Source organism: Planococcus liqunii (assembly GCF_030413595.1).
Taxonomy (GTDB): Bacteria; Bacillota; Bacilli; order Bacillales_A; family Planococcaceae; genus Planococcus; species Planococcus liqunii.
In genome coordinates this window covers 22329-35246 of record NZ_CP129238.1, presented here as the reverse complement: position 1 = coordinate 35246, position 12918 = coordinate 22329, and the positions used below count along the sequence as shown (strand labels likewise).

Sequence of the window (12918 nt, the reverse complement as noted above, 5' to 3'; positions counted from 1 at the left end):
CAAAAAAGCCGCCGCCGGGAATACCGGCAACGGCTTTTTTTCTTGGCCCAGCAATGTCCTACTCTCACAGGGGGAAACCCCCAACTACCATCGGCGCAAAAGAGCTTAACTTCCGTGTTCGGGATGGGAACGGGTGTGGCCTCTTTGCCATCATCACTGGACTCGTTTTATTGAGTGCTTGCGCCCTCAAAACTGGATATGCGACATTGAAAACAACTATGTTGGTTAAGTCCTCGATCGATTAGTATTCGTCAGCTGCACGCATCGCTGCGCTTCCACCCCGAACCTATCTACCTCATCGTCTTTGAGGGATCTTACTTGCTTGCGCAATGGGAAATCTCATCTTGAGGGGGGCTTCGTGCTTAGATGCTTTCAGCACTTATCCCGGCCACACATAGCTACCCAGCGATGCCCCTGGCGGAACAACTGGTACACCAGCGGTGTGTCCATCCCGGTCCTCTCGTACTAAGGACAGCTCCTCTCAAATTTCCTGCGCCCGCGACGGATAGGGACCGAACTGTCTCACGACGTTCTGAACCCAGCTCGCGTACCGCTTTAATGGGCGAACAGCCCAACCCTTGGGACCGACTACAGCCCCAGGATGCGATGAGCCGACATCGAGGTGCCAAACCTCCCCGTCGATGTGGACTCTTGGGGGAGATAAGCCTGTTATCCCCGGGGTAGCTTTTATCCGTTGAGCGATGGCCCTTCCATGCGGAACCACCGGATCACTAAGCCCGTCTTTCGACCCTGCTCGACCTGTACGTCTCGCAGTCAAGCTCCCTTGTGCCTTTACACTCTGCGAATGATTTCCAACCATTCTGAGGGAACCTTTGGGCGCCTCCGTTACTCTTTAGGAGGCGACCGCCCCAGTCAAACTGCCCGCCTGACACTGTCTCCCGCCCCGATCAGGGGCGTGGGTTAGAATTTCAATACAACCAGGGTAGTATCCCACCGACGCCTCCCCCGAAGCTGGCGCTCCGGGTTCTCTGGCTCCTACCTATCCTGTACAAGTTGCACCAAAATTCAATATCAGGCTGCAGTAAAGCTCCACGGGGTCTTTCCGTCCTGTCGCGGGTAACCTGCATCTTCACAGGTACTATAATTTCACCGAGTCTCTCGTTGAGACAGTGCCCAGATCGTTACGCCTTTCGTGCGGGTCGGAACTTACCCGACAAGGAATTTCGCTACCTTAGGACCGTTATAGTTACGGCCGCCGTTTACTGGGGCTTCAGTTCGCACCTTCGCTTGCGCTAAGCACTCCCCTTAACCTTCCAGCACCGGGCAGGCGTCAGCCCCTATACGTCACCTTACGGTTTTGCAGAGACCTGTGTTTTTGCTAAACAGTCGCCTGGGCCTATTCACTGCGGCTCTCTCGGGCTATACACCCTACCAGAGCACCCCTTCTCCCGAAGTTACGGGGTCATTTTGCCGAGTTCCTTAACGAGAGTTCACTCGCTCACCTTAGAATTCTCTTCTCGCCTACCTGTGTCGGTTTGCGGTACGGGCACCTCCCGCCTCGCTAGAGGCTTTTCTTGGCAGTGTGAAATCAGGGACTCCAGGGCATACGCCCCTTGCCGTCACAGTTCAATGTTTGCGGAAACGGGATTTGCCTCGTTTCCCACCTTGCTGCTTGGACGCGCTCAACCAACGGCGCGCTCGCCTTATCCTTCTGCGTCCCCCCATTGCTCAAACGGCGGGGAGGTGGTACAGGAATATCAACCTGTTGTCCATCGTCTACGCCTATCGGCCTCGACTTAGGTCCCGACTGACCCTGAGCGGACGAGCCTTCCTCAGGAAACCTTAGGCATTCGGTGGACGGGATTCTCACCCGTCTTTCGTTACTCATACCGGCATTCTCACTTCTAAGCGCTCCACGGATCCTTCCGGTCCCGCTTCGACGCCCTTAGAACGCTCTCCTACCACGGACATCTGAGATGTCCATCCACAGCTTCGGTAATCCGTTTAGCCCCGGTACATTTTCGGCGCAGTGTCACTCGACCAGTGAGCTATTACGCACTCTTTAAATGATGGCTGCTTCTAAGCCAACATCCTGGTTGTCTAAGCAACGCCACATCCTTTTCCACTTAACGGATATTTGGGGACCTTAGCTGGTGGTCTGGGCTGTTTCCCTCTTGACTACGGATCTTATCACTCGCAGTCTGACTCCCAAGCATAAATCACTGGCATTCGGAGTTTGTCTGAATTCGGTAACCCGGGATGGGCCCCTAGTCCAAACAGTGCTCTACCTCCAGGATTCTCAATCTTGAGGCTAGCCCTAAAGCTATTTCGGAGAGAACCAGCTATCTCCAGGTTCGATTGGAATTTCTCCGCTACCCACACCTCATCCCCGCACTTTTCAACGTGCGTGGGTTCGGGCCTCCAGTAAGTGTTACCTTACCTTCACCCTGGACATGGGTAGATCACCTGGTTTCGGGTCTACAACTGCATACTCATTCGCCCTATTCAGACTCGCTTTCGCTGCGGCTCCGGCTTCTCACCTTAACCTTGCATGCAATCGTAACTCGCCGGTTCATTCTACAAAAGGCACGCCATCACCCATAAACGGGCTTTGACTAGTTGTAGGCACACGGTTTCAGGATCTGTTTCACTCCCCTTCCGGGGTGCTTTTCACCTTTCCCTCACGGTACTGGTTCACTATCGGTCACTAGGTAGTATTTAGCCTTGGGAGATGGTCCTCCCGGATTCCGACGGAATTTCACGTGTTCCGCCGTACTCAGGATCCACTCAGGAGGGAAGCGATTTTCGGCTACGGGGCTGTTACCCACTGTGGCGGACCGTTCCAGGTCGCTTCGCCTAACCGCTTCTTTTGTAACTCCGTATTGAGTGTCCTACAACCCCAAGAGGCAAGCCTCTTGGTTTGGGCTGATCCCGTTTCGCTCGCCGCTACTCAGGGAATCGCATTTGCTTTCTGTTCCTCCAGGTACTTAGATGTTTCAGTTCCCTGGGTCTGCCTTCTCATGTGCTATGAATTCACACATGGATACCGCCCCATTAAAGGCGGTGGGTTCCCCCATTCGGAAATCTCCGGATCAATGCTCACTTACAGCTCCCCGGAGCATATCGGTGTTAGTGCCGTCCTTCTTCGGCTCCTAGTGCCAAGGCATCCACCGTGCGCCCTTTCTAACTTAACCATTAGAAAGTCGACCGAACCAAATCGGTCTCATCACTCGTGTTGCTTGTTTTCGTTGTTTCAATGTCGTCATATCCAGTTTTCAAAGAACAAGTTGTTGAAGTTCCAACTCGGCATCGCCGAAGGTGAACCTTCAAAACTGAACGCAAAACGTCAACCGGAGCGTAAGCTCCGTTCCGAGATTATCCTTAGAAAGGAGGTGATCCAGCCGCACCTTCCGATACGGCTACCTTGTTACGACTTCACCCCAATCATCTGTCCCACCTTCGGCGGCTGGCTCCACAAGGGTTACCTCACCGACTTCGGGTGTTACAAACTCTCGTGGTGTGACGGGCGGTGTGTACAAGGCCCGGGAACGTATTCACCGTGGCATGCTGATCCACGATTACTAGCGATTCCGGCTTCATGCAGGCGAGTTGCAGCCTGCAATCCGAACTGAGAACGGTTTTCTGGGATTGGCTCCCCCTCGCGGGTTGGCAGCCCTTTGTACCGTCCATTGTAGCACGTGTGTAGCCCAGGTCATAAGGGGCATGATGATTTGACGTCATCCCCACCTTCCTCCGGTTTGTCACCGGCAGTCACCTTAGAGTGCCCAACTGAATGCTGGCAACTAAGATCAAGGGTTGCGCTCGTTGCGGGACTTAACCCAACATCTCACGACACGAGCTGACGACAACCATGCACCACCTGTCACCGCTGTCCCCGAAGGGAAAGCCCTGTCTCCAAGGCGGTCAGCGGGATGTCAAGACCTGGTAAGGTTCTTCGCGTTGCTTCGAATTAAACCACATGCTCCACCGCTTGTGCGGGCCCCCGTCAATTCCTTTGAGTTTCAGCCTTGCGGCCGTACTCCCCAGGCGGAGTGCTTAATGCGTTAGCTGCAGCACTAAGGGGCGGAAACCCCCTAACACTTAGCACTCATCGTTTACGGCGTGGACTACCAGGGTATCTAATCCTGTTTGCTCCCCACGCTTTCGCGCCTCAGCGTCAGTTACAGACCAGAAAGTCGCCTTCGCCACTGGTGTTCCTCCACATCTCTACGCATTTCACCGCTACACATGGAATTCCACTTTCCTCTTCTGCACTCAAGTCCCCCAGTTTCCAATGACCCTCCACGGTTGAGCCGTGGGCTTTCACATCAGACTTAAAGGACCGCCTGCGCGCGCTTTACGCCCAATAATTCCGGACAACGCTTGCCACCTACGTATTACCGCGGCTGCTGGCACGTAGTTAGCCGTGGCTTTCTGGCGAGGTACCGTCAAGGTGCCAGTAGTTAATTGGCACGGTTTCTTCCCTCGCAACAGAGTTTTACGATCCGAAAACCTTCATCACTCACGCGGCGTTGCTCCGTCAGACTTGCGTCCATTGCGGAAGATTCCCTACTGCTGCCTCCCGTAGGAGTCTGGGCCGTGTCTCAGTCCCAGTGTGGCCGATCACCCTCTCAGGTCGGCTACGCATCGTCGCCTTGGTGGGCCGTTACCCCACCAACTAGCTAATGCGCCGCGGGCCCATCCTGCAGTGACAGCCGAAACCGTCTTTCCGTAACCTCCCAGGAGGGAGGTCAAACTATTCGGTATTAGCACCGGTTTCCCGGAGTTATCCCGATCTGCAGGGCAGGTTGCCCACGTGTTACTCACCCGTCCGCCGCTAAACGCTTGGAGCAAGCTCCAAGTGTTCCGCTCGACTTGCATGTATTAGGCACGCCGCCAGCGTTCGTCCTGAGCCAGGATCAAACTCTCCATTATAGAGAACCGATTGCTCAAATTCTGCTGGCGTCTCGCCGTTCCGAAGAACGCACGAGTCGCTTGATCTGGCCGAAGCCTGATCAGTACATTTGCGCGGGCCGTTTTGCGCGGCCGTTGCTATCTGTTGACGTTTTGCTGTTCAGTTTTCAAGGTTCATGTTGTGTCGTTTTCTTAATGACAACTTTATTAGTATAACTTATTTCAGAATCGATGTCAACAACTAATTTCAACTTTCTTTTGTTGAAGCTAATCGATCGATTCAGTTGTTATATCGTTTCTCAACTACAACTATATTAGTATAACTTAATAACCGCCAAACGTCAACTAAAACTTTAAAGGTTTTAATTGCCTTGTTTTTTGGGACGCTTATTAATATAACAGCTGTCGCTATCGCCGTCAACGATTAAGCACCAATTCCCGCGTCTTTCTCCGAGCTCGTTTCTGTTTCTTCTATAAGAAGGCGCCCGTTCGAGCCCATAAGAAAAAGCAATGCTATGTAAGCCACTGCTTTTAAAACCTTGCATCTTCTGAACCGTTCTTTCTTCTTTATAGAAGGAACAGCATATACTACTGTATTAAATGAGGCCACAGTTGCTTCGGCTACAACTCACGGCGCCCTTCCAATGCTTTGGACAGCGTGACTTCATCCGCATATTCCAGATCTCCGCCCACTGGCAGTCCGTGTGCAATGCGCGTTGTTTTAATACCGGAAGGTTTTACCAGGCGCGAAATGTACATGGCCGTCGCTTCCCCTTCAATTGTCGGGTTTGTCGCTAATATCAATTCGCTGACCGTTTCATCCTGCAGCCGCTTCAATAAAGAAGGAACATTGATATCTTCCGGTCCAATGCCATCCATTGGAGAAATGGCTCCTTGAAGGACATGATACAGCCCCGTATAGTCGCGCATTTTTTCCATGGCGATAACGTCTTTTGGATCCTGTACCACGCAAATCGTTGTCCGGTCGCGTGATTGGTCCTGGCAAATCATGCACGGATCGACATCGGTGATATGCCCGCAGTTTGAGCAGAAACTCAAATTCCGTTTGGCATCCACCAGTGCTTTTGCAAAATCAAGGACCGTGTCCTCTTTCATTCCAAGCACAAAAAATGCCAGCCGGGCCGCTGTTTTCGGCCCGATTCCTGGCAATTTCATAAAGCTTTCCATCAATTTCGATATCGGTTCTGGATAATGCATCCTGTTTACCTCCTAGAACATGCCTGGAAGATTTAACCCCTTAGTGAATTTCCCCATTGTGGAATTCGCATGCTCATCCGCTTTTTTAAACGCTTCGTTTGTTGCCACGATCAATAGGTCCTGAAGCATTTCAACATCTTCCGGATCGACAACTGATGGATCCAACACTACATCCAATACTTCTTTGTGTCCGGATACAGTAACTTTCACCATTCCGCCGCCAGCTGATCCTTCGAATTTCAATGTCCCTAGTTCTTCTTGAGCCTCAGCCATTTGTTTTTGCATTTTCTGCATTTGTTTCATCATGCCTTGCATATTTCCGCCACCGCGCATAATTGTTTCCTCCTCAAGGTTTTTTATTAATCTTCATGGATTTCGACAAAATCTTTGCCGAATAGCCGCTCGGCTTCCGCAATGAACGGATCTTCTTCCGCTGCTGAGCCTTCCGCAGAAAACGGATGTGGTTCTTCAGACTCCGTCTGCTTCTCATCTGCCCCTGCTTTCAACCCGTTGCTTCTAATAAACTCTTCACGTATTTTCAGCCAGCTTTCATCCGGCACAAAAATCGGCGTGTAGGCTTTCCCTGTGTACTGCTGCAGAAGTTGGCTGAAAGCGACCGCAAAGGTCTGGTTGTCGGAAGCCATCTGGCAATGAATATCATACTTGAATTTTAACACAAAAGCATCCGCTGACGCCGCTACCGGCTCCGCTTCGTTCAATAAAGCCGCATGCGATCTTTGCAATTGGCCCATTACTGTTGCCCAATTGGTTTTAATCGCCTGGATATCCGGTTTGGTCGCATTCTTTAAGACGTCCTGAATACGGCCAACGGGAATCTTAAAGGCACTTTGAGACCGTTGGCGGCGCTTCGGTTCCGCATTAGCGGCTGCCGGAGCTGCAGCTATTGCTCCGTTTTTCAGTTGCTGCTGGAGCTGGATCACCAATTGCTCCAATTGATTGACCTTGGCTTCCAGCTCCGGAGAAGCCGAATCTGAAGAGATCATGGCTGGAGCGTCTGCCTGCACCATTTTCAGGAGAGCAGTCTCCAAATAAATTTTGGTGTGGTTGGAAAACCGCATTTCCTGTTGGGTTTTCGTCAACACATCAATCCACGCATAAAGCGTTGCCGGCTCGAATTGCTTGGCGAGCGCTTCGAAGCGTTCTTCGTGAGCTGCGAGTTCCAGCATATCGTGAAGATCCGGCGCCGTCTGAATCAACAGCAAGTCCCGGAAAAAGGTAATAAAGTCTTCCACAAGCCGTACCGGATCCTTGCCATCTCGCACCAATTGCTCCAGAAGCGTCAGCGCCTGGCCAATGTCTCTTTCGACGAGTGCTTCTGCAATGTCGTAAAACATGTCCTGGCTGATAGATCCTGTCACAAGCAGTGCGTCTTCAAGCGTCATTTCATCACCGCTGAACGACACGACCTGGTCAAGCAGGCTGAGTGCATCCCGCATGCCGCCCGCTGCTGCCTGTGCAATCACTTTCAATACTTGCTCATTATAAGGAATGCCTGCATCTGTCAGAACTTCAATCATCCGTTCCACAATATCCGTCTGCGTCAAGCGCTTAAAATCAAAGCGTTGGCAGCGGGAAATAATGGTAAGCGGCAATTTATGCGGCTCCGTTGTCGCCAAAATAAAGACGACGTGCTCTGGCGGTTCTTCCAGTGTTTTCAGCAAGGCATTGAAGGCACTGTTGGAAAGCATGTGCACTTCATCGATGATGTAGATCTTAAAACGGGAATTGGCCGGAGAGAACCGGACCTTTTCAATGATCTCCCGCATTTCTTCTACCCGGGAATTGGAAGCCGCATCAAATTCGATGACGTCTGTATTGGATCCTTCAGTTATGCTCTTACAAGAACTGCATTCGTTGCAGGGTTCTGCTACAGGAGCCTGTTCGCAATTGAGCGCTTTTGCAAAGATTTTCGCTGCACTGGTCTTCCCTGTGCCCCGTGGCCCTGAAAACAAATAAGCATGCGTGGTCTTATTGTAAAGGAGAGCATTTTGAAGGGTTTGTTTGATGTGCGACTGACCTGACATTTCGGAAAAGGACTGCGGCCGGTACACACGGTAAAAAGCTTGATACGCCAACGTTTTTCTCTCCTTTTGTGAAATATGTTTTTCGTCCCTTAATTATATCATAAAAAGAGGAGGCTCCTGAATGATTACCCTCTGAATTGCCGGCTGTTATTCGTCGTCATTATAGGATTCCCAGCCGGAATTTTTTCATACAAAAAACCTGTCCGCGAAGTTGCGGACAGGCTTGAGTTTTAAAATTATTGCCGTGCACCTTTCTTTGACTGCTGCACACAAGCGTTACCCTTGTCGTTGGCTCGATCTAGGCGACCCCACGGCACATGAAAAGATCCACTTAATGCTGCTTCCTTCCGGACCTGACATGGTTCATGGGTTTCCATTGCGCAGGACCCAAATGTCAACACTACGTGCAAGAGTCAGACCCTGCACACAAACAGCCTAGGAAAGGAATTCAGTCCTGCTAAAGCGGATTGCAGGTTACAGGACACCGCTATCTTCCCACCTAGCACGGCATTAACTAGTATACGAATATTCCCCGGAAAAATCAATCCGTAACTCTTATTTAATCTCAAATAGCTGAAAAACCCGTATTAGTAAGGAAAAAATAAGGCTTCTAAAAAAATCTCAAAAAAAATTCCTGAAACTGTTGACACATTGTTTCGTTTTATGATAAATTAATTCTTGTCTGATACGGAGGAATACCCAAGTTTGGCTGAAGGGATCGGTCTTGAAAACCGACAGGGGAGTCAAATCCCGCGGGGGTTCGAATCCCTCTTCCTCCTCCATTTTTTGAATTTACACGCGCATATAAATTCGAGATTGGATTCGTTACGAAAGTAGCGAATTTTTCTTAACACATATATGTCTGAAGATTTCGATACATAAAACACGACGTTAAAGCAGGTGGCCCAAAGCCATCTGCTTTTTTTATTGGTTCGTAAACTATTTCCCGGGAAATAAAAAATCCCTGAGCCATTACGGACTCAGGGGAAAAGCTTATTTTTTCAATAAGGAAGTTTGCTGCATGAAATTGCCGATGCGTTCTACGATGCGTTCAGCGCAGTCCGGGTCATTCATCAGATCATAATCGTTGATGTTCAGGCGCAGCACCGGGCAGCCGTTGAACGAATTGATCCATTTTTCGTAGCGTTCATGCATTTCAAGCCAGTACTCGACCGGCGTCTGCTGTTCCATTGCGCGGCCGCGTTCCTGGATGCGCCCCAGAATGTCTTCAATCGACCCTTCCAGGTAAATCAATAAATCCGGATGCGGGAAGTATGGCGTCATTACCATAGCTTCAAACAGATTCGTGTATGTTTCGTAGTCCACGTTATTCATCGTGCCTTTTTCCCAATGCATTTTCGCGAAAATGCCGGTATCTTCATAAATGGAACGGTCCTGGATAAAACCGCCGCCGTATTCAAACATGCGCTTTTGTTCTTTGAAGCGCTCTGCCAGGAAGTAAATTTGTAGATGGAAGCTCCATTTCTCGAAGTCATCGTAAAACAAATCCAGGTAAGGGTTGGCATCCACTTTTTCAAACGATGTGCGGAAATGAAGCGTATCCGCCAATGCCTTGGTCATCGTTGATTTGCCGACACCTACTGTACCGGCAATGGTAATCACAGCATTTTCCGGAATGCCGTATTTTTCACGTAAATTCATATCGTTAAACTCCTTTGTTGTAAGGTTTCATCCACTTTCGTCAGGATCTGCTGCAAATCCACTTCATTCTGGACAAAATCCATTTCATCTCCATTAAAACGCAGCACCGGAATTTCCGGATGCTCCCGCTCAAAACGTTCTATAAACTCATGGTAATCAGCAACAAGCTGTTCCATATAAGCCGGGGTAATCATTTGCTCGAATTCACGTCCGCGCATTTTGATGCGCTTCATCAACGTATCCAAACTGGCATGCAAGTAAATCACCATATTCGGCGCCGGCATATCCGCTGTCAGGATTTTGTAGATTGCTTCGTATTTGGCATACTCAGCATCGGGCAGCGTCCGCTTGGCAAAAATCAAGTTCTTGAAAATATGGTAATCCGCTGCTACAGGCTCACGGTTGGAAATGAATTTTTTCTGTATATCGGTCAATTGCTTATAGCGATTGCATAAAAAGAACATTTCGGTCTGGAAGCTCCATTCCTCAATGTCTTCATAAAACTTTGTCAGAAACGGATTTTCATCGACGATTTCTTTCAGCATTTGAAAACGATGGTGGTCAGCAATTGCTTTTGCCAGTGACGTTTTGCCAACGCCAATCGGGCCTTCTACCGTTATAAATGGCACCGGCATGGGAAGTTCCCCTCTTTCTGTTCAAGTGTGTTGCAGTGCCATTTATTTTACCACAGACCGTACGGTAAAAGTAGGAAAAAAAGCAGCTCTCCAACTTAATGGATGGCTGCTTTAAAAGTTCCTCCGTGCACTTCCTGGGTATCCATAATAGTGACAAACGCTTTCGGATCAATGTCGGCTACAATGTGTTTCAGTTTGGAAATTTCTAATCTCGTCACCACTACATAAATGACATCTTTGGCAGATTCTTCGTAGCCGCCTTTGCCGTGCAGCTTGGTGACGCTTCGGCCAAGCCGGGAATTGATGGCAGCACCCAATTCGATGAATTCATCGGACACAATAATGACCGCTTTCGTATCATCCAGTCCTTGGATAACGATATCAATCGTTTTGGAAGCAATATAATAAGTTAAAATGGAATACATCGCATGTTCCCAACCGAGAACAAATCCGGCCCATAAAAAGATAAAGATATTGACGAACATTACAAATTCACCAACTGAAAAAGGCAATTTGCGCGTTAGTAAAATGCCCAGGATTTCCGTGCCGTCCAGCGCTCCGCCGTTTCGAATCACGAGGCCCACTCCGGCACCAAGAATCAGGCCGCCGAATACCGTGGCAAGCAACGGATCATCGACCACACCTGGAATCGGATGCAATGGAAATTCAATGATGGCCAGTGCTACAATAGCGAAAATGGACGAGATAAAAAAGTTCTTCCCGATATGCTTGTACCCGAAGAAAAGAAAAGGCAAGTTGACCACGACCATCAAAATACCAAATGGAATCGGAGTCAGATAATCTAAAATCAGCGAAATGCCGATAATGCCGCCGTCAATAATCGAATTGGGCACTAAAAAAAGTTCAATGGAAACGGCAGCCATCGTGGCGCCCAGTAAAATCAGCAAAAAACGCATAACTAAATGCTTAAATGTCTCTTTTTTATGTTCTTTGACCATCAAATCTCTCCCAAAAATCAAACACTGGATTTTTTTCTCCTTTTTATTTTACGCTTTTCTCCTCCATTTGTCTTGATAGACTCCTAATTCCTTTAGCATACTTATAAAAAAATGATAAACTGGGGTGTAGGGAGCGATGAACAATGAACGGAATTGAATTAGACCATTATTATATGGGCCTCGCAATCGAAGAAGCCGAAAAAGCCGCCGCCAAGGGAGAAGTGCCGATTGGCGCCGTCATCGTGCAGGACGGGCACGTGATTGCACGGGCCCACAACCTGCGGGAAACCACCCAAAATGCGGTGACCCATGCGGAACTGCTGGCCATCCAGGAAGCCTGCCAGACCATCAGCAATTGGCGGCTGGAAAACACAAGCCTTTACGTTACGTTAGAGCCTTGTCCAATGTGCGCCGGCGCAATTCTGCAATCGCGCATTCCACGTGTCGTTTACGGGGCACGTGATATCAAGGCCGGCAGTGTGGATTCCTTATACCGGCTGCTGAACGATGAACGCTTTAACCATCAATGCGAAGTCACCGAAAATGTCATGGCCGAAGAATGCGGCGGTTTGCTGACCCAGTTTTTCCGGACGCTACGGGAAAACAAAAAAAAGAAAAAGCGGGAGCTCCTATAGGGCTGCCGCTTTTTCTTCGTTTAAAAACTGCTTGATGAGCATATTGAGAATATGCACCTGCTCGTGATGGACCCAGTGTGTCGCTTCCCCGACAAACACCAATTCCCCGTCCTCGCAAAAGTCCAGGCTTTCCTTCGCCAGTTCCGTTGACAGGAACTGATCACCCACGCCCCAAATAATCCGCACCGGCAATCCGATTTTCTGTGCCGGCACTTGCAGGACATTGCCGCGGCGGATCGCCCGGTACCAGTTCAGCATCGCCGTCAGTGCACCGGGCTGGTCCCATGCTTCCCGGTAAGCGGCGAGTTCCTCGTCAGAAAATGTATCCGGATTGCTTGTCGATACCAAACTCCCGACCATCGTCTTGAAATAATCCGCCGCCAGCATTTTTTCCGGCAGATCCGGCAATTGGAAAAAGGCGATATACGAACTCCTCGCCCATTGTAGCGGATTGCGCTTCATGACCCTTGGCATCGCTTTTGGATGCGGGATATTGACCGCAATCAGTTTTTCCACGTATTCAGGCTTTGTCGCTGCCAAATGCCAAGCCACCGCTCCTCCCCAGTCGTGTCCAATAATGGTGGCGTTCGTTTTGCCGAAATGGCCGATCAACCCGACAATATCATCCCGCAGCAAATCCAAGGTATAACTGCTGATGTCCTGCGGCTTATCGCTCAGATTGTAACCCCGCTGGTCCGGCACGGCAACGCGGTAGCCGAGTTCAGTGAGCGGTGCAATCTGTTTTTTCCAGCCGAACCAGAATTCCGGGAAGCCGTGCAGCAAAACAACCAGCGGCCCGTCTTCCGGTCCCGCAACTGCCGTATGCAACGTGATGCCGTTCGTTTGAATGTACTGAAACGATAGATTTTCCATTCCACCAACACCTCTC

8 protein-coding genes, 1 tRNA gene, 3 rRNA genes and 1 other RNA gene are annotated in these 12918 nt (G+C 49.8%); 2 read left to right on the top strand and 11 right to left on the bottom strand.

Annotated features, from left to right (window positions below; translation table 11 throughout):
- Positions 1-45: 45 nt before the first annotated feature.
- The 7 genes from rrf to ffs all read right to left on the bottom strand — a co-directional run bounded on the left by rrf (position 46) and on the right by ffs (position 8646).
- A 5S ribosomal RNA gene (rrf, locus tag QWY22_RS00145) occupies positions 46-161 on the bottom strand.
- Between the two features lie 60 nt (positions 162-221).
- Positions 222-3155, bottom strand: a 23S ribosomal RNA gene (locus QWY22_RS00140).
- Positions 3156-3346: 191 nt separating this feature from the next.
- Positions 3347-4896, bottom strand: a 16S ribosomal RNA gene (locus tag QWY22_RS00135).
- Together the 16S, 23S and 5S rRNA genes form the textbook arrangement of a ribosomal RNA operon.
- A 600-nt stretch (positions 4897-5496) precedes the next feature.
- Positions 5497-6093 carry a recombination mediator RecR gene (recR, locus tag QWY22_RS00130; RefSeq protein ID WP_036803689.1) on the bottom strand — a complete coding sequence of 199 codons (597 nt, stop codon included), beginning with the start codon at positions 6091-6093 and terminating at the stop codon, positions 5497-5499.
- 12 nt (positions 6094-6105) lie between these two features.
- On the bottom strand, positions 6106-6426 hold the full coding sequence (locus tag QWY22_RS00125) for a YbaB/EbfC family nucleoid-associated protein (protein WP_036803687.1): 321 nt from the start codon (positions 6424-6426) through the stop codon (positions 6106-6108).
- Positions 6427-6452: 26 nt separating this feature from the next.
- Positions 6453-8189 (bottom strand): DNA polymerase III subunit gamma/tau, encoded by a 1737-nt coding sequence (dnaX, locus tag QWY22_RS00120; protein WP_300982444.1) that lies wholly within the window; start codon positions 8187-8189, stop codon positions 6453-6455.
- A 191-nt stretch (positions 8190-8380) separates the two neighbouring features.
- Positions 8381-8646, bottom strand: an RNA gene (gene ffs, locus QWY22_RS00115) — signal recognition particle sRNA large type.
- Positions 8647-8827: 181 nt separating this feature from the next.
- Between ffs and QWY22_RS00110 the strand changes: the two genes are divergently transcribed.
- A tRNA-Ser gene (locus QWY22_RS00110) sits at positions 8828-8920 on the top strand.
- A 211-nt stretch (positions 8921-9131) separates the two neighbouring features.
- Here QWY22_RS00110 and QWY22_RS00105 read toward each other — a convergent pair.
- The 3 genes from QWY22_RS00105 to QWY22_RS00095 form a co-directional block, all read right to left on the bottom strand.
- Entirely contained in the window at positions 9132-9800 is a 669-nt protein-coding gene (locus QWY22_RS00105; RefSeq protein ID WP_300982443.1) for a deoxynucleoside kinase, read from the bottom strand.
- The gene (locus QWY22_RS00100; protein WP_300982442.1) at positions 9797-10435 is read right to left on the bottom strand and encodes a deoxynucleoside kinase; all 639 of its coding nucleotides are present in this window, start codon (positions 10433-10435) and stop codon (positions 9797-9799) included. Before QWY22_RS00100 ends, QWY22_RS00105 begins: the two co-directional genes overlap by 4 nt.
- Positions 10436-10530: 95 nt before the next feature.
- The gene (locus QWY22_RS00095; protein ID WP_300982441.1) at positions 10531-11394 is read right to left on the bottom strand and encodes a YitT family protein; all 864 of its coding nucleotides are present in this window, start codon (positions 11392-11394) and stop codon (positions 10531-10533) included.
- A 143-nt stretch (positions 11395-11537) separates the two neighbouring features.
- Between QWY22_RS00095 and tadA the strand changes: the two genes are divergently transcribed.
- A complete protein-coding gene (tadA, locus tag QWY22_RS00090) occupies positions 11538-12029 on the top strand; it encodes a tRNA adenosine(34) deaminase TadA (RefSeq protein ID WP_036803675.1) in 492 nt (163 codons plus the stop codon).
- Here tadA and QWY22_RS00085 read toward each other — a convergent pair.
- Positions 12024-12902, bottom strand: coding sequence for an alpha/beta fold hydrolase (locus QWY22_RS00085; protein ID WP_300982440.1), 879 nt, complete (start codon positions 12900-12902; stop codon positions 12024-12026). The two genes, tadA and QWY22_RS00085, sit on opposite strands and share 6 nt — an antisense overlap.
- Positions 12903-12918 lie beyond the last annotated feature (16 nt).